The sequence below is a fragment of the Flammeovirga sp. SubArs3 genome (genome assembly GCF_947387565.1).
GTDB lineage: Bacteria > Bacteroidota > Bacteroidia > Cytophagales > Flammeovirgaceae > Flammeovirga > Flammeovirga agarivorans.
Genome location: NZ_CANDOA010000005.1, coordinates 369,817 through 390,292 on the forward strand (window position 1 = coordinate 369,817; position 20,476 = coordinate 390,292).

Consider the following 20,476-nt stretch of genomic DNA (forward strand, 5'->3'; position numbering starts at 1 on the left):
TCAATTTTAGATGTTCAAGTTGATACCCATTGTATAAGACCTCATAATCGGGAATTCTGTGATGCCACTGTTGGGTCTTTCAGGGTCTACATTTTTATTTTCAGCAGCAGAGACTTCAAAAAGATTATTAGCTCTGATGAAAAACTTCGATTCAAACTTTCTTGATTCTTTACGAGGAAGAGTGTACCCCACTTCTACATTTTTGATTCTGAAGAAATCCGCTTTTTCTAACCAGAAATCTGAGGTTACGTAGTTATTTTCTCCTTTTGTAGTAGTTAATGCTGGGTAAGTAGCATCTGCTCCAAGTTCTGGAGTCCACGAGTTTCTCGCTACTTCAGAGTAATTGTCTAAGCCACTCATCTGATAATACTTACTATCGTTATATCTGTAATGTCCTGCAAAACCAGCACCTGCAACAAATAGGTTGACATTTTTATAGCTGATTCCAAACTGTATTCCATAAGATAAAGTTGGGGAAGTATTACCGATATATTCTTGATCATCATTATTAATTACACCATCTCCATTAATATCTTGGTAGCGAATGTCTCCGGCTCCAACAGTACCAAAAGTCTGAGAAGGGCTAAATCTAGCTAAATTATCACTTTGGAATAAACCTTGGTTTCTGTATCCATACATTCCATCAATAGGTCTATTTTCTTGATTCATCCCTTCAGGTAGGTTTTCCATTTGTAAGACATCCTCCCACTTCGTTTGTTGGTACATTAAATTAGCTCCAATATTTAAGCGGATATCTCCAAATGTTTTGTTGTAACTGATGGCTCCTTCAATACCTTCACTTAAAGTACTATTGTTATTAAAGTAGGCTCCATCATTACCATAATAATCCGGATAAACGGCAGCGTAATTCGTAATCATATCCTTACGGGCATTATCGAAATAATTTACTTCCAATGCTAAAGCATCAAATAGTTCTACTTCAATCCCTAAATTTAATTCTAACGCTTGCTCATAAGATAGCTCTATGTTTTCTTCTCTATGAGCAATTAATGTATTACGACTTACACTATTATTTTCACCTAAAACGAGTACTCCGCCATCACCATATCTTTGAAGGTGCATATATGTCCAGATAGTAGGATCATAGGCCATTAATCCAGCAGAACCTTTAATTTTTAAATGTGTTAGAATTTTATTTTCTTCAAGGAACCCTTCATTAGAAATAATCCAACCTGCACCCACTGCTGATGAGTTGGCTACGCGTTTATCTTTTGCTAATTTATTTGTACCAACCCATACAGAAGAACCTTCTAATACATATTTGTTTTTAAATGTATAGTTGGCATTCAAACCTGCATGCAGTGTTTTTATAAAATAAAACTGTGTACTAGTAGACACTGTTTGTCTATATCCTACTGCATTAACAGAAAGCTTATGTTTTTCTCTAAATGTTCTATCATAGTTGATGTTACCATAAAACGTATTACTAAAATAATCTGAATTTGTTTTTCTTACCTGATCATCCGTTTTAGCTCCTTGTTTTACTTGGAATAAATCGTAACCATCATCTGTTTTTGCGAGAGGCATATAGGAGTTGTAGCCTTCATCCTTACCGTATTCAAAAGTATTACTACCATCCACTGCTACATAAACATCAGCGGAAAGCCCCATAATATGTTCATTAAAATCTAGATCAAAACCAAAACGGGTTTGGATACTTCTATCTACATTTTTGTCATAACCTGTATAATTCAACTCTCCATAGATATTCTTCGGTTGATGCAATGATCCCCCTAATATATCTGTTTCTCTAGATCCTCCTTTATGAATAAATATTGGATACTCATTGGGTCTTGTTGTCGACAGAAGGTTAAAATAGTCCCCAGAACTAAGGTTAGGAGTATTGTAAAGTTCTACTCTACCACTTACATCTACTACACCAGTAATTACATCAGTTAGTTTCATTCCTAAGTTTGTTCTGATGTTAATTCGATCATAAGAGGAAGTTGTTCCTACATTTTCTAAACCATCTTGACCTACATACCCAAGGTGTACGAAATAATTAGATTTTTTGGACCCACCAATAAAGTTTAAATATCCCTTTCTGTAGGTAACATCGTTCTTCATGGCATACCCATAGTAATCATTATTGGGGTATAAAATGGGATCAGTACCATTTCTATAAGCCTTGATTTCATCATCAGTATAATGCGGAGCTAGACCGTCGTTTGATCTTGCAGTATTGTAAAGAGAGGCATATTCATCTGCAGCTAAAAACTCAGGTTTTGTTGTAGGAGTCTTAATTCCTTGCTCATAACCTACGGTGATTTTTAGTTTATTACTAATCCCTCTTTTTGTAGTGATTAGAACGACACCATTTGCTGCATTAAGGCCATAGATTGCTTTCGCTGTCATGTCTTTTAACACAGTAATTGATTCAATTTCTTCTGGATTTAGATCAACCCAGTCTCTAGCAATTCCATCTACAAGTACTAGTGGAGCATAATCTGTAGTACTCGATTTTCCTCTGATAGATAAATAGGAAGCATTAGTACCAGGTTCACCAGTAGTGCTTATTACTTGTAATCCTGATAATTTACCCTGTAAAGCATCACTTAAGTTTAAAAAAGAGGAGTTAGATAATTCATCTCCAGTGATGGTTGAAATAGCACTTACTGTCTCCTTTTTGTCGATATCATAAAATGGAGCATGGTAAACATCAGCTTTTGAATTTAACTCTAAACTATCTAAAATAAACCCGAGGTCTTTCTCTTGGGAAAAGACTTCCTCCCAAGAAAATAGTAGAGTTAAAAAGAAGATTATATATTTTAATTTTGACATTATTTCACAGTTTTAGTCAGACAGAGAGATTACCACCCAGTATTTTGAGTGTAATTATTGTACTTCGCGATTTCATCGATAGGTATCGGATACCAATAATTTCTTGGTCTAAAATTACGTACTCCTTTAAGGACCGGATAAGAATATTCTAGGCTACCGTCTGATGACTTTTTAATCACCACTCTTTTGATTGTTGCCAATTTTTCTTCCGCAATTTTCCACCTTCTAATATCAAACCAACGGTGTCCTTCAAAGCATAATTCTACAGCTCTTTCGTTTCTAATTCTATCTCTGAATAATGCTTTATCACCTGTGTATTTTGAATTGACATCAGGCATACCTACTCTATTCCTGATAATATTTACAGCTTGTAAAGCTGAAATACCAGCTTCTGGAACTACTGCAGTTGGACCATATACTTCATTAGCTGCTTCTGCAAAATCTAGATATACTTGACTTAGTCGAATATACACCCAAGGCATATAATGCTGGCTCCATCTTTTTTCCCAATGATTAGAACCTTTCGGCCAGAACTTCTTTACAAAATAACCTGTACGAGAAGCTTGGTTATCAGGAAGGTTATCTTCTCTTCCTCCAGTAAATGTCTCAATGTAGATCTGTTGTTGTCCATTTACACCCCATTCTGCACCATTATATAAGATGTTATTGTAGAATCTAGGATCTCTTCCTTCATAAGGTGATGTTGGATCATAGTTGGAGGCAGGGTCTGTAATAGGTAAACCACTTTCCATCTCAAACATATCTACCATATTTTGGGTCGGCCCTGTTGTAGCATTTGCTCCACCATAACTTTTAGGTATAAAATGGTTAGTTAGGTCTCCTTTAGATCTTGTTCCTCTGTTTTTCCACAATAACACTTCAGAACTTCCTGGATTACCAAATCTAAAAAAGATATCAGCGTAATTAGTACCTAATGAAACACCAAACTCACCTTGACGTTGAATCAGTTCAGATTGAGCTTTAAGAGATTCTAATAATAAATCATTGTTATATGCAGCAGCTCCGGTAGCATCTTCTTGCATCAGTGGACTACCCATATATAATAAGATCATCCCTTTTAATGCTAATGCAGATCCTTTTGTTACTCTACCATGTTGGTCACTTGGCCATGTAGAGGGTAATAATAGAAGTGATGCATCTAGATCTTCGATACAATCTTGAGCCGATGTAACAAAATCTCTTCTTTCTAAATCTTTGTAGTCTTCATCACTTTCAAACAAGAAGTCCATTCTAGGCTGTCCTCCCCATCTGATTAAGATCTGGAAATAATAAAATGCTCGAAAGAAATAAGCTTGACCTAAAAGTTCATTTACCTGTTCTTCGGTTGCTCCTTCTAACATTTCTATATTTTTGAAAGTTAAGTTGGCTACTCTGATTGCTTGGATCGCATTCCAAATTGGCGGAGCCTCCGCTCCCCATTTTGGTTTTCCATCAGCAGTTTTTGCTTCCCAACCCGATTCATAAAGCTTACTTTTACTCGAAGTGGAGTAGTTACCACCGCTATTCATATCAGTACTGAATCCATACTCATAATTATTCTGAGTTTCATCTGCCACTGATCCTAAATCATCTCTTCTATCCCAATGTAACTGATCATCCATATGACCATACAAACGGTCGTTGAATGCTCGAAAAGTGAAATAGTCTGTATATATGTCCTCTTCTACTAATCCTAAGTCGGGAGAACGGTCTAAAAAACTTTCACAAGCAGGTAATGTAAAAGCAATTAATAAGATATATAAAATTCTTTTCATCTCTTTGTCAGTTATCTGATGTTTAATCTTGCACCTACTGTATATAACCTTACTAATGGGTACGACTTGTTTGAATTTGCAGGGTCTAGCCTAGAGTCAAATTCTGTAAAAGTAAATAGGTTATTACCCGAAAAATAGATGTATAATGACTTAAACAAGTTCTTATTCTTAGGCTTTAAATTGTAGCCTATATGTAGGTTCTTCAACCTTAAATAACTTGTATTTTGCCAAGTGTAAGAAGTTGTATTTTTATTATGCGGTTCGTTAGCAAAATGTAACCTTGGGTTTGCATTTGGATCTGGGTTAGATGGCGACCAAGTATTTCTATGGGTCTCATCTACATTATTATACCCTTTTGTGAAACCCCACATCAAGTCACCGTTAATGTTAGCATAAGAGTTTTGAACTCCATAGAATAACGCTGACATGTTGAAGTTGCCATAGTTTATTCCAAGTTTCAAACCATATGTCGTTGTTGGGAAATTCAACCCTTTTATAACAGTATTGTCTAATACGTCTACCTGACCATCACTATTAAAGTCAGTGTATTTAATATCTCCAGGAGTAACATTACCAAAGTTGGTTTGTGGTGAATTATAGATATCATCCCAGCTTTGATATAGACCGTCTGTTAAGTATCCATTCGTTGATCCAATAGGTTTACCTGCTTCCTTTAGATAATCTGGTAGATTAACAGGATCATCTCTATTAATAATTCTACTTTCATTAAATGAGTAGTTTGGAGAGAAGGTAAACTTAAGTCGTTTATTCAGTTTTAATACATAAGAACCAGAAATTTCAAAACCTCTAGATTTCACTTCACCAATGTTAGCGTATGGATCTTGAGAGAAACCGCTCAATGTCGGAATACTTCTTCTTTCCATTAAGATATCATAACGGTGTTCATTATATAGATCAAGGTTGAGTGAAATATTTTCGAAAATAGTCGTTTCAAAGCCAAGGTTTTGTTTTAGTGCCTTTTCCCAAGTGGCATCTTCGTTTGGAATCCTTCCTTCGAAATAGTGTGTACTTGGTTTATATGGTTTTTCCCCTATTCTCCAGTCTTTACTGTCTTGTGTGTAATACTGACCGTAGTATAAATATCTTGTATTGTTATTGATATGAGATCTACCGACAGTACCGTAGGAATATCTTACTTTAAAGAAATTCAACCAACGTACATTATCTCTAACAAAAGATTCTTCCGATAATACCCAACCTAAAGCAAATGATGGAAAGATACCATAACGTTTTCCTGGAGCGAAGTTGTCAGATCCATTCACACCTAAGTTGATTTCTGCTAAGTACTTAGTGTTATAGTCATAAGTTAAACGGCCTGCCCAGTTTTCTTCGTATTGTGGAAAACTTGTTTGTGCTTCATTAATTCTTCTAGAAAATAATCCTAGAAGTCCGATATGATGCTTACCTATATCTTTAGAATATCTTGCTGAAAACTCATAAAAGACTGTCTTACGATAATAGCTATGATTCCATTTTTTATTTATTGCTGGTTTTTCAGTGAAATTTGGATGGTTGGTCATAATAGAATCTACCAAAATTTCTCCACCTGTTGCGGGATCATAGACAGGAACTTGTTGGTATGAATACGTCTCCGGTTCAAAAGTAATGTTTCTTGTGAATTGATTATACGTATCAAAAGCTACCTTACCTTGGAGTGAGAATCCTTCTAATGCTCCAGTAAAGTTATGTCTTAACTGTACATTGGTATATAGTTCTGATCTTCTTGTAGATTTACTACCTGAACCGTTCAATTGCATTAATGGGTTAGTACTTCCTTCTACCCAACCATAGCTTCCATTATCAAATTGTGCCGGATGTAGGTCACTTGGTGCTCTGTAGATATCTTGGAAAAACTGTTCTCTATGCCAGCTACTTTCCGAAACAGCTCTAGGAGAATTGTATTCTTTATTATTACCCGCGATACCAACTTTTAATTCAGTATTTTTTGTCAGTTTAAAGTTAACATTCGATCTGAAGTTGATCCTTTGGTTGGTAAATGACGGATCATATCCTGCTTGGGGAGCAGACTTCAAAATGTCTTCTTCATTTACATAACCAATTGAAGTAAAGTAATTCACTTTCTTTGTACCACCCGATAAGTTTAAATTAGTTTTGTATTGGATGCCAGTACCTACTACTTCATCCCACCAATTCACATCTGGGTATTTTTCTAAGTCTCTATTAGGATCTTCCCACTGATTGATTAAGCTTTCAGGAATTAAAGACTCCCAATTACCATCTGCCTTCATGGCCTCATTCATCAAACGATAAGAATCCGGAACACTTAGTCTTTGGTAATTATTTGTTGGTTCTTTAAAACCTACTTCTGTTGTTATTTTAATAGATGTCTTTTCGCTTTTACCTTGTTTAGTAGTAATAAGTAAAACACCGTTGGCACCTTTCACACCAAAAACTGCCGTTGCCGATGCATCTTTTAGAACTGAGAAGCTCTCAATTTCATTGGGATCAATATCATTAAAGTTTCTTTCTATACCATCTACTAATACTAGTGGAGAGTTATCCGTCCAGCTTGATTTACCACGAATGAAAATACTAGTATTGTTCTCGCCAGGAGCAGCACTAGATTGTTGTACCGTCATACCCGCAACCTGTCCTTCTAAAGTCGAAGTGAAATCTGTACCACCACCAGCTTCTAATAAGTCTTCTCCTGAAGTTTGTTCGATAGCTCCAACAACACTTTTCTTTTTCTGAACTCCATACCCAACAACGACTACTTCATCCAAAACTTCTTGATCAGGTACAAGAGATACATTAATAACGGTCTGACTATTTACCTCAATAGCTTGTGGTTGATAGCCTATATATGAAAAGATTAAAGTATCGTTGGGTTTTACATTAATTTTATAATTTCCATCGATATCCGTAATTGTTCCTGTTGTAGTCCCTTTTACAAGAATGGATGCTCCAGGTAGAGTAATTCCATTTTCATCTTTCACTATACCTGTAACTAAAATTTCATTAAGGTCAGACTCTTTATAATGTTCTTTATTATTTTTTGCTATTACATTGTTTGAAAAAGAAATAAAAGTCAAAAAACACAAAAAGAAGAAAAAGAGAATTGCCTTACTTACGGTAAAGCTATTGTTCATAATTTAACTTAGTTTTTACTAAAAAATTCATTTCAGTGTTGAATTAACAGTTAATTCAGTCGAAAAAAAACCTACTTTTTCGTCAAATAGGGGTGGTTAAATTCATAAACAATTGATAATGTGTTAGTTGAGATTTTATGTTTTGTTTATAAATTTTACTTAAGCTTAACTACTATATCCAAATATATTCTAAAATTTTTCATTATCAAACCTATTTCTGTTAATTGAATTAGAGAGATTTCACCTAAACTTGTCTGATAGAGAATAATCAATAAATAAGTAATTACAGTAGATATTTATTATTCATATAACGGAGTGCTCTTGGTATATTACAATTAGTGACAAGACTTAGTAGAAGAGAATAAATAATAGGGACTCATACTTTATTATGATATAAAATAAAATAGAGAAGGCTTTCCTATGAGTATAGTAAAGCCTTCTCTATTTTTTGAATTTATGGTATTAAGAATCGAATGTTGTTATCTATTATGCAGTGGATTTTTGCTACTCCACTGATAAACTACTGTTGTAAAAGGAGGTACTTTTATCTCCATAGAAGCAGCAACATCTGTCAATTCAGACTTGATTATTGTTACTTCATTAGGCGTTCTATCTGAATTCTTTGCTAGAAAAGAATCTGCTTTTGTTTCCCATTTTGTTAATCTAACATTATCAGATGAGTCAAATGGATAGTTTTCAATATTTAGTGATAGGTTGAGTATTTTATTATCAGAAGTATTCGGTATTACTACTGTTATTGTCCTTCCATCATCACTGATTGTTGCTGTAGAATAGGTATTGTTAATTGTTTTCTTGTTGTATTCATAAGTTTCCCCTTCATAAGCAACCTTAACAAAAGTATCTTGATGTAACGTTGTAAACATATGGTATGCATGAGCCCTCGCACTGGTATAGCTTTTTCTAGTATCTACTAAAGGAGTATTATCCTTTTTAAAGTAAGAATGTACTAAAGCTGATCCTAAAACATCAGGATGATCATTTACAACATTATACCATAACGAAGATACAAGAGGAACTGACACTAAACTATTTCTTGCCCCAAATTCCGTTAGGTGAAGCTGTATATTCTTCCCTTTCAGTGCTTGATTCGGATACTTTTTCAACCATTTTCTATGTTTGTTTACCTTGGATTTAAAGTGTAATCCTTCCCAAATACTTCTTTTGTATAATTCATTATCAGGAAGGTTCTTAGCACTCATATTTGGATAAAAATGGAATGCTACACCATCAAATGGAAGGTTTTTCTCAGCCATTAATCTATAGAACTTTTCTTTTTCATAACAGCTGATTACCGTTATAGATTCATCAACGGATTTGATGGCATTATAGTAATCTGAGAAACTTGGATGATCACCTGATGTATAATCTAAAACGACATTGTAACCAGATATAGGTATCAGACCTTTCACTCCATCTCCAAAAGTAATTTTACCTGTTTTACCATCTACTGTATAGTGCTTATCAGAAGATGAAGATTTATTGAAATCTTTTACTCTTCTCCATTTTTTGCCATTGATCGTTAAGCCAAAATGTTCTGATAGTTTTACTGGAGCAAATTTCACATATAATTCTTGAGATGGTAACCCTGTCGTTTTACAATCAGAGGCTAACCAAGAAGTATCCGCACATGCTAATTGATTTGTAAAGGCTCTACTTCCACCGTTGACATAATTTTTAGCATCACCATATATAATATTATCTCCACCTCTAGTTTCATCACCATCTGCAGGGTAATTAAAAACGCTTAACTCCCAATTACCAAATACTTCATTACCAATTTCCCAGTATTTAATATTGTAAGGTTCGTAACTGCCATTTTTTGCTCGTACAGCAGCCCAATCAATCCCTCCATTAGGATTTTCGCCTACCTTTGCATTCATATATTCAACATAATCGGCTACATCTTCCGGTGTTTCATATTGAAAGGCCACTACCATAATACCTTTATCAATAAAAGTAGTTTGTAAAAGCTTGCCAAATTCATCTGGACCAAATTCATTGCTTTCAGGGCCCGCTTTTCCATGAGAATTCATGTTTGATATTCTCTGCTCTAATGGCCCAATAGCTCTCTTCCACTTATAAAGATTGGCCATGGTACCACCTGGAAATCTATAAAATGATGCTCCAGTATATTTAGCTCTCTCTAATACTTTTTGATCGGGGGCATTTTTTTCTACATCCCATAAGCCTTGTCCTGCATCACTATAGATATTATTTCCTCCAAACCATAAAGGATTCTTTTTTGATAAGACTTGCTTAGTATCGATAGTCAAAGAAATATTCGTTACAGGATATATTTTACTCAACTTAAAGGCATTAAAATGCTCTTCTAATACTATTTGATATTTTTCTATATCCTCTGGTGTTGATGCACAGTTCTTTAATAGATCTTCTGCCTTATTCAGTACACCTACCAATTCTTTATATTCAGATTTAGGGTAATTACCGTTTTCCTTACCAACGTTCACTTCATTTTGCAAGAAAGAGTGAATAGTACTAACAGTGTTCTGTAATAGACCAATATTGGTCGGAAAACTTCCTGTATTCACTCTAAAATGGTGCAGATAAAATAAAGCAGTTCCTTTATACGCAGAAATAAAATCAAATTGCATATCACTTAGTTGCTTACTTGGGAAAGGCAAATTAATATTTTCTGCACTTACATGACCGTCAACAGAAATAGTCAATTGATTATTCGCCTTAAAAGTCAATAAGATATTGTAGTTCGTATTCTTATAAAATGGAGTTGACAGGAGTTGATGACTATCAGTAAATGTTTTAGGTTTATCGCCGTTTTCACTGACAGCATATAAAATATTTCCTTTATCACCGACTTTTAAACTCAATAGGAAACCACCCGTTTCAGAAAGAAAATCTATACGATTTGAAATTGTGGTTTTGGATGAAGACAGATCAAACATCACCTGAAACTCTTCACCTATATTCGTTGGAATTTGGTATCTTAATCTTGGTGCTCGAATGGAACCATTTTGCTTTTTTCGTTCCATAACCAATGCTTTATTTTTTATATATACTGCCCCGCTAGTATTTTTTTCCTTCCATGAGATAGGAAGAGTTGATACATTGCTAAAATCAAACTCTTCTAAAATAGAACAGTTTTGTTTTAAAGGAACAGTAGCTAACTCATATTTAACTTTTGAGTTGCTTGCGTTGACAAAAAAGCTAGTAATCACACATATGGCTACAAGACAAAATAGACTTTTTCTTGTGATGTTATTCTTCATATTCATTAAAAAATAAGTAATGTACATTTCATAATGCAATCAACAATATAATATAGTGAAGAAGAGTATAAGATTAGTTTTTTGTGAGGGGGTATTTCGTTTTATAACGTAGTTGACTCTTCCAAAATATTGTAATCCTTTAAAATAGTATCTGCAATATTCTCTTTATCAATGCCTTTGTTGTTTGTTTTCTCCTCCTCCATTTCTAACCAAACATCAAACTGAAAATCATCAAGTAAAGGTTTTACTTTGGATTGATAGTGTTTGATATTTTTATCTCTTGCCTTAAAGTAGACCTTAGGTCTATCTCCAAACTCTAGTAATGCCTTTCGATTAGAGAGAAAATTCTCCTTTGCAGCTAGTCTCCAAATTTCCTGACTTTTTGTATTCAATAAAAAGCTTTCATGCATTTTTTTCATTTCTAAGTCAAGGAACATATCATTGACTAAAGAAGAATATTTTTGATCGATGGTTGAATTGATATAAAGTATCGGATCAAATTTATTAATAAAACCAGTAATAGCTTTTGGCGTACTATAATTTATCACTTCACTTTTCCCTCTTTTCACTTCTAACTGTATTTTTCCTTTTACTTTAGGAACATAGAATTCTTGAATTCCTGAAGTGGCTTGCCCGATATATTTTTTATTGATATATACATCGGCTGGTTCTTTTAATAAGGTGACTACCTCAATGTAATTATCGAAATTTTCATACTCTTTCTTATTGTGATATTTTATCGAAATACTTTGACCAGCTACAAGTTCATCATTGAAAAAATTCTTATATGCAACATAAGCCATTTCTTCTTTTACAGGATCTTGAAGGCCATTCCATCTGTTCTTATAATACTCTAAAACTGCTTTCATAGCATATCCATGGTGTATTTCTGGAGCCAAGTGAGAAGCAAAAAAGTACCGATTCCAAGATTCTATATTTAATAAGGAAACCTCAGCATCTACAGACTTCTCTAAGTTTCTTCTAAACCTATTGGTCATTTTTGTATTCGAACCAGATAAGTAAGTAGTAGCTAATGTCTTACTATCCTTATTGATAACAGCTCTTTTACCTGTATCTACATCTCTAAGTTCTGAAGTAAGATTTTCTAATGCGATATGAGGAATTAAACTGACATTATTTGCGGCACAAATTCTTTTCAATTTATCGATCTTATTTTCATTGGACCAAAAATTTAGCGTATGAGTAATGGCTTTAAAGTTCTTAGCAACAGCCTCATTGATGTCCTGTTTCCATGAAATTAGATGATACACAGGCATTATTTCAAAATTACATCTTGTATGTAAATCTTGGAACCATCTTGCCACATTTTGAACATCTTGTTTATTATATTTTTGCCCTACTTTATCCTCTAAATACGTCGATATATTTTGAGTGTTAGTCGTAAAGAATATGATTTTTCCTGCTTTTGTCCTTAGCCATTTGTCTGATAATTTGGTCCTGCTATATACCGTATTCAAATCATTAGCGATAGAATTCATGAGTTCTTCTTCCGATTTCTGGTTTTGCTTATTTCTTGGTATTACAAACTCAAGACAAAACTTAAAGTCAATGTTTTTCTTTTCTGTTGTATTTATTAATGCAATAAGCGCTGTTAAAATGTCTCTTTTGTATTCTTGAGAACCAAACGTACTATACTGTATTTTAAAAGCATCTATCCCCATTTTTTTGGCGGTAATTACTTCTAAATACATAGCTTCTTCAGCTTCTAACAAATTTGTCATTAAAGTAGATTCTGGAATAGATGTATTATAGTACGAAGTCACGGTACTTACGTCTTTGCCTAAAGTGTGCTCGTATTTTAGTAAGGTCATATGACCAAATTCCGCACTTAATGTATTAAAGGGATTAAATGTTGCCATCATTATTTTTTTTGATAGCAATTGATACGGTTTATTATCATTTTGAGCTTGGGCATACTGTAGCATCCAAATACTCAAGAATAAAAAAGTAATTGTTTTCATTTTAATAAAGAAATAATCAGGAAAAGATGATATTTAATAAAGTTTGTTTTAGTATCTATTTTTTTATTTATACATAGCAGAGAAAAAAATAACTATGCAGTACCTCTAAAAATACTACATAGTTATTCTATTTAATTTAAGATGAGCTTTTGGAGCAATACACCATCTTTAGATTGAATTTTTAAGATATATAATACTCCCTTTGTACTTCGATAATCAATAAATTGACTCGAATTTGGTAATAAAGTGATGTTATCTTGTAATAAAATCTGCCCTTGTGTATTCAACATAACAATATCTAAATCTTGACTAGCTTGTGATTTATCGAGCAACCATATTCCTAATGAAGTGAGTTTTACTTCTAATTTAGTGTTGAGGTTTTTCTCAATATTGGTAGGTGTATCCTCTTTTACATTAATAGTTACAGTCCCTATATTACTATCTAATTCTCCATCATTAGCAACATATTGGAAGGATACCTCGCCTAAATAATTTCCGCTTGGAATATAGGTTACCACTCCGTCATTAATAGACAATTCTCCATCACTAACATTTGAGATAATGTAAAAGCTTAATAAATCATTTTCAGCATCCTGAGCCGTTAATGTAAACTCTAATGTCTCAGTGGCATACACCTCTTTCGACATATTTTCAACTATTGGTGCTGAATTATCTCCTTCAACTTGTACCACTAAAATACTTACAGTAGCTTCGTCACTATCGTCGATACCATCGTTGACAATATACTTTAAAGTATCCTCTCCAAAGTAACCCGCTTCAGGAGTATAAGCAATGTTAGGAGCAGTTCCTGATAGCGTTCCATGTTTAGGTTGAGCTGTAATTGAATACGACACGTCTTGTCCATCAAAATCAGTACCTGTTAGAGTAATATTTACCGTTGCGTCTTGGTATAACCACTCGGCCATATCATCTGCTTCTGGTTTAGTATTTCTTTTTTGTACAGTGATAGAGATTGTTGCTAACTCACTAAATCCGATACCATCTGTTGTTTTAAAAGTAAAAGAATCCTCTCCTAAATATCCTTCATTGTGTGTATAAACCAAATCAGGAGCAGTTCCTGATAGCGTTCCATATTGTGGTTGCGACTCCAACATAAATGTAATTGGATCTCCGTCTCCATCAGAACCTTTTAATGTTATGGAAAGCTCATCACCTTCAGTTACTTTATAAGTAGCACTTTCTGCATCTGGAGCTAGATTGCCACTACTTGTTACGGTAATTGCTATTTTAGCAGGAGTACTGTTCTCTCTACCGTCTCTTGCTACATACTCTAATTCATCTGAACCATAAAAATTTCTTGTGGGAGTATACACTAATTGATCATTAATGATTTCAACGGTACCGTTAGATGGAGCTGTTGAAATACCGTAAGTCAGTAAATCTCCATCATCATCATCACCATTAAGAGTAATTGTTAAGATTCCATCTTGAATCACTTCTTCTGTTCGAGCAATAACAGTTGGGGCAGTATTAATACTTCTACTATTGGTGTTATTTCTAAAATGATCATTTATCACCTCGATATAAGTTTTCATGTCATTCAATTCATCCACAGATTTTGATTCATCAAAGGCGAAATCGACATGAGATTGAAGCTCTAAAATATAACGGTCTACAATTTCTTGTCGATATTCCGTATCTCCTTCACCCACAACAGCATTTACATACAATTCTTGTCCAGTAAGTAGTTCCTGTACTAGAGCATAGGCATTTTCTGGAACGACTGTACCTCGAATTGTGATATGATCAAATGTAAGGTATTCTTTCTGGTTGGCATTATCTGTCTTACCTGTACGGTTTATGGCATGAACAAAGGCATAAGAATCTTCAAAAACTAAATCATCTTTGAAAAAGACTGGAACATAGTCGATGTCCTTAACATTGTCACCATATACATCTACTCCTGTTAATAAGATATTATTAAACTCAAAATGACTATCAGCTACTTTTACACCTGCGTCATCTCTTGTTTTATCTCTATAAACTGCAGTACGATGTGCTCTTGATTTACCATGCTGGCCTGAACCTGCGATCTTATATTGGTAGTTATGTACCAACGTCTTATACCCACTAGCTGTTGTTAATGAATAAAATAAACCCACTCTGTTTGCATAGCCAAACCCTAGGTTATTGTCTGTGGTTTTAAGACGAACACTAAAAGTATTGGTTTGTTTCCATTGTGAGTCACCTTGTTGTCTTGCGATCTCAGTACCAGACACATTAGGATTTGATGATTCTGCAGACATGTCTTTGTCATTCATCGCATAATCAACAGTAAATGTAGGAAGATCTAAACCTTTCACATACTCTCCTTCAATAACCACCTTATCTACATACCAATTGAAAACATCATTGGTATTGTTCTCCCCTTTTCCGGTAACAAAAACAGAGATATAGTCTTCGTTCTGAACATAGTTGTACCCTTCACCTGGAGTATATTCAGTTTCTTCAAACTCATCGGAAAATAAAGTATTTATCGTTGATTGATTTCTATCATTATTGTTGGGAATAGCACCATTAAGTTGCGTTCCTATTCTAAACATGTAGGTATCTCCATTCCCTTCTTCATCGATAAGATCTGGATCACCTGCATGATCACTTTTTTGTACAATACGTACTTTATTGATTTTAAACTTTACACCTCGGACAGTATGCAAGTCAAATCGGAAAAATGTCTGCTGATAGTTCGTGGCATTATTATTTGTAATCTGTGTTACTGCTACCTGACTACCATTGGCAGATTCTAATCCTTGATTGACTAACTTAGGTCCACCTATTAAAGCTCTCTGCGGATAAATAATATTTTTATCATTGATGTCCATTTTAGCTTCAAATGTATCATCAAAATCATATGTAATTGTAATTGGATTCTGTGCTATCGCTATAAACCCAACTAAACTGAAGAATATATATAAAACTATTTTTTTCATAACTCTATACTTTAGAAGAAGTTGTGTTTAATATTTGATAATCTTAGAAACCAAACTCTGATCGTCCATTTCAAGTCTCAGTACATAAATTCCAGATCTTAATGCATGCATGTCTAGATGTAATGCATTTTCAGCATTCACTTGCTCAGTGTAAACCAACCTACCTGTTAGATCATACAGCTTGAGAATACCACTTACATTCTTCGAAATTGTAACATTAACATCACTAACAAATGGGTTAGGATGAATGATCCAATCTAATTCATCTTTAAGGAAATCATCGTCAATATCTGTCACAGGAGATTTTCCATCACCCAAGACCACTCTAGCTTCACCAAAGATGGCAAAGCAATTGATGCCCTCTTGAGCCACTGTCTCAAACTCTAGTCGTGCAACATTCGTTACATCTAACTTGATTTTTTCTTCAGGAGTGTTTGGTCCGAATATTTGAGAATAAAGCAGTTGATTATCACCATAAATATTGATTTCTGTTGACCCCTCTGTAAATGCATCATCGAGGCCTACGGTTGCTGAGAAAGAAGAACAATTGCTATCTAAGTGATAGAAAACTCTTGATTCGTTGAATAATGAAAATCCTTGATCGTAGATAAAACCATTTACTTTCATTACTGAATCAGAAGCAAAACCGTGACCTTCTGCAAATAACCCTTCAGTTAATTCGCTCTTTACTTTTGTGATATCCATACCTTCTTTTACAGACCATTGGTAAACAGCGGTTGTAAATGCAGGTACTTCTGTTGTGAACTGAGCCTTTGCCTCAAGAGTATCTATCAAAACCAATTGTAGATTATCATTTTCACTGTTTGAATTGTTGGCAAATACATCTTCAGCTACTGTATGCCATCTCTTTAAGATCACTTCGTCATCACTCGAAAATGGATAATCTTTGATATCCACAGTAAGTTTGATGATTTCAGTATCTGTCAGGTTGGGTACTACTAAAGTAAATACATCGCCTGCATCGTTCACTGTTGCTGTAGCAAATGTTTTTTGTATCACTTCCGTTTCGCCTCCTAATCCGCCATCATAAGAATAGGTATCCCCATCATAATCAACAGATACAAAAGTATCTTGATGTAGTTGACCAAAAATATGGTAAGCGATTGCTTTTGCAGATACAAAGTCATAGCGAGGATCAACCATTGGTGTGTTATCATTCTTGAAATAAGAATGAATTAATGATGTCCCTAAATTTCCACTATGATAATTGGCAATATCATGGAACATTGTTGCTATAAATGGTATGGCAAGAAGGTCCTTTCTACCACCAAATTCTGTCATATGAATTTTCACATCTTTACCGGCCAACGATGGGTTATCGTATTTTTCTACCCAACCTTTTTGTTTGGCAATTTGTCTTTTTACTCTAGTGCCTTCCCATACACCTCTTTTGTAATGGTCTTCATCTGGAATATCTCCTTCTTCTAATTGTAAGTTAGGATAGAAATGGAAAGAAACACCATCATATGGCTTATTGTCTTGGGCCATATATTTATAGAAATCTTCTTTTTCGAAACAACTGATGACCTGAATAGATGGATCAACCGCTTTCATTGCATCGTAATAATCTGAGAAAGATGCATGTGGTCCAGAAGTATAATCTAAATAAACATTACTTCCTTCGGCTGGAATCATTCCTCTTCTACCATCTCCAAATGTGATTGCACCAGTTTTGGCATCAACAGTAAAATGTCTATCTGTAGGTAACGAACCATAAAGGTTATCTACTCTAGTCCAAGATTGATTATTTATTCTTAGACTAAAAGTGGCTGATAAATCTACAGGAGCAAACTTTACATATAAAACTTGAGAAGCCTCGCCTGTTGTTTTTGTATCTGAATTTAACCAAGAAGCATCTGATACGGCAGTTTGATTAGTAAAAGCTCTTGATCCTCCTCTAACATAATATTGAGCATCACCTTTCACAATTCTATCTCCACCTCTCACTTCATCTCCTGTTTCAGGGTAATTAAATACTGAAAGTTCCCAATCGCCATACATTTCATTACCAATTTCCCATAATTTGATATTGTAGGGTTCATAACGACCATTTTTTGCTCTTTCTAAAGCCCAATCTTTACCACCGTTAGGGTTATCACCTACTTTGGCATTCATGTATTCCACATAATCTCCTGCATCTTCAGGTGTTTCATATTGGAATGCAACAACAACAATTCCTTGGTTGATAAAAGTGGTATTTAATAGCTGACCGAATTCATCAGGACCAAAAGTATTGACCTGTGCTGCACCATCTTTATGAGAATCCATATTATAACCTCTTTGGTCTACTGGTCCAATGGCTTTTTTCCATCTGTACAGATTGGCCATAGATCCACCTGGAAAACGATAAAGGCTGGCCCCTGTAAAGTTTGATCTATCAATTACATCATATTCAGCATGGTTCTCTTCTACATTCCATAAACCTTGACCGCCATCGTTATAAATACTATTCCCTCCTAACCATAAAGGGTCTTTTTTTGTAAGAACCGTATTGGTATTTACAGTAAGTTTTACATCTGTATAAATTAAGATGACAGATTTTTTAAAACTATCGAAGTCATTTTGCAATTCCTCTTCTAAAGCCAAAACATCTTCTGCCGTTAAAGAACAGTCTGATGATTTTGTCTTTGCTTCCTCAATTTTTTGATGCATCAAATCAACATCTTCTTGTTTGTATTGACCACCATTATCTCCGACAGTTACTTTTTCATTTAAGTACGTTTCTATTTCGACAATCTTATTATTGAAAGAGAACATGTCGACTCTTGCTCCTTTAAATAGCTTAAAATCATCCATATAATAAAATCCATTATTACTATAGATGCCTGTCATCGCAGATTGAATCGTAGCAATCGGATCCACTAATGCTTGTGGTAATTGGATATCTGAAGCCTTCAATTCTCCATTAATATAGATGCTTAAGGTATTGTACTCATTAACCTTTAAATGGATTGTATATGGTGTATTCTTTACAAATTGATCAATTAGCTTATTTGAATTGGGAAAACTAGTCGGTTTGTCACCAGCGTTATTGATTCCATAAATAATGTTCTTTGTTCCTCCATCACCAATCTTTAGCGAGAACCAGTATTTACCATTCTTTGTTAAGAAGTCGATTCGGTTAGTAAACCAATCTCTTGATGCCATCGCAACAAATTCAATATCAAAACTATTACCCACATGATTAGGCATTGTATATTGAACAGTAGGTACTTCTCCTGATGTTGTTATTTCAGAAGTCAACTGATTATCAACGATAGTTACCAAGTTGTTTTCGCCTACTTCTGTCCAACCACTTGGCAAGACATCTCCATTTAAGTTGAAATTGTGATTGATAATTTCAGCACAATCTATCGAAGAATTGTCTTTTACAATATTATTCTTAAAGTTATCTGTTGCTGCAGTAAGTGCATCATTTGCTACCTCTACTTCATCTTGGGTAATACAATTGCCTACAATAGATTCTCCGACTAAAATCGCTGATTCTAACTCCACTTTATTATATTCTGGATACTCTCCGATATTATCTCCAATGGTAGCATTAGCTAACAAAGTTTTACTATCTGCGATGTTCTTTTCTAACGCTGTAAAGTCTGCTCCACAGTCGGCAGGGTTGGCTTTAAAGATATCAAAAGCTAATTGTAAGCTAATAATTTCAGCATCAATGATATCCTGGGTAACACATGTAGTGAGTACTACTTCAGCACTAGCTAGTTCATTTTGTAAAGTAATTACCTCCTCTTCAGGGTAAGCAATATCAATAAGATCTTCATTTTCTTCATCAAAAATAATTTCAGATCCTGAGATAATAATGATGCTCGAAATATACTGTTCTATATCTGTTTTTAAGCTCTGAAGTGCAAATGTATTCTGTGTAATTCCTTTTATAGCATTAAAGTATTCTATTTTGAAAGTATCATCATCAAAACTTTCAGAGAAAGTAAATTCAACTATAGATAGCTCTTCTGTGAGTTCGGCTGGTAATGCTACTGATTCGGCTTCAAGTACACCATCAATAAAAATTGAGAATGTATTGTCAGATTTGAAGCTCACTTTTACCTCATAGATCTTATTTTTCTGGATCTCCCCTTCTAACAATTTATTTTCATCAGGGTAATCAGTAGGTTTAGCTCCATTATTACTTTCTGCCAGCACGATATTTTTTTGGCTATTACCTCCCAATAGGAGTGATAACCAATATTCGCCTGAAGCCGTCTTAAAATCTACTACATTTTTGTAATAGTTTCTACCTGTCTCAAAGGCAAAGGTCACTTCAAAATCACCAGATAGTGATTCGGGCAAATTGTGTGTAACAGTAGCTTTATCTTCATCGCCCTTAATAAATTCCATTAAAAGAGCGTCTTTATATATATATACTTTGCCAGAAGAATTACTTTCAACCCATGTTTCAGGAAGAGTAGCATCCTCACTATCAAAGTTTTCTCTAACTATAACTTCGCAATCCTGACCAAATAGTAGTGGAATTGTTAGAATGTAAGTTATAAATAGTAAGTATAATGTCTTCATCTAATAATATTCATTTCATCT

7 protein-coding genes are annotated in these 20,476 nt (G+C 34.3%); all 7 read right to left on the reverse strand.

Annotation, left to right across the window (positions count from 1 at the left end; translation table 11 throughout):
* Window positions 1-6: 6 nt before the first annotated feature.
* The 7 genes from QL232_RS16245 to QL232_RS16275 all read right to left on the reverse strand — a co-directional run bounded on the left by QL232_RS16245 (window position 7) and on the right by QL232_RS16275 (window position 20,455).
* Window positions 7-2,802: a SusC/RagA family TonB-linked outer membrane protein gene (locus tag QL232_RS16245; protein WP_281614910.1), complete on the reverse strand. Its 2,796-nt coding sequence runs from the start codon at window positions 2,800-2,802 to the stop codon at window positions 7-9.
* Between the two features lie 29 nt (window positions 2,803-2,831).
* On the reverse strand, window positions 2,832-4,577 hold the full coding sequence (locus QL232_RS16250; protein ID WP_281614911.1) for a RagB/SusD family nutrient uptake outer membrane protein: 1,746 nt from the start codon (window positions 4,575-4,577) through the stop codon (window positions 2,832-2,834).
* An 11-nt stretch (window positions 4,578-4,588) separates the two neighbouring features.
* Window positions 4,589-7,708, reverse strand: a complete 3,120-nt coding sequence (locus QL232_RS16255; RefSeq protein WP_281614912.1) for a TonB-dependent receptor — start codon at window positions 7,706-7,708, stop codon at window positions 4,589-4,591.
* Window positions 7,709-8,187: 479 nt separating this feature from the next.
* Entirely contained in the window at window positions 8,188-10,974 is a 2,787-nt protein-coding gene (locus tag QL232_RS16260; RefSeq protein WP_281614913.1) for a hypothetical protein, read from the reverse strand.
* A gap of 101 nt (window positions 10,975-11,075) precedes the next feature.
* Window positions 11,076-12,956, reverse strand: coding sequence for a hypothetical protein (locus QL232_RS16265; protein WP_281614914.1), 1,881 nt, complete (start codon window positions 12,954-12,956; stop codon window positions 11,076-11,078).
* Between the two features lie 131 nt (window positions 12,957-13,087).
* Window positions 13,088-15,907 (reverse strand): Ig-like domain-containing protein, encoded by a 2,820-nt coding sequence (locus QL232_RS16270; protein WP_281614915.1) that lies wholly within the window; start codon window positions 15,905-15,907, stop codon window positions 13,088-13,090.
* 27 nt (window positions 15,908-15,934) lie between these two features.
* On the reverse strand, window positions 15,935-20,455 hold the full coding sequence (locus QL232_RS16275; RefSeq protein WP_281614916.1) for an NPCBM/NEW2 domain-containing protein: 4,521 nt from the start codon (window positions 20,453-20,455) through the stop codon (window positions 15,935-15,937).
* Between the last annotated feature and the right edge of the window lie 21 nt (window positions 20,456-20,476).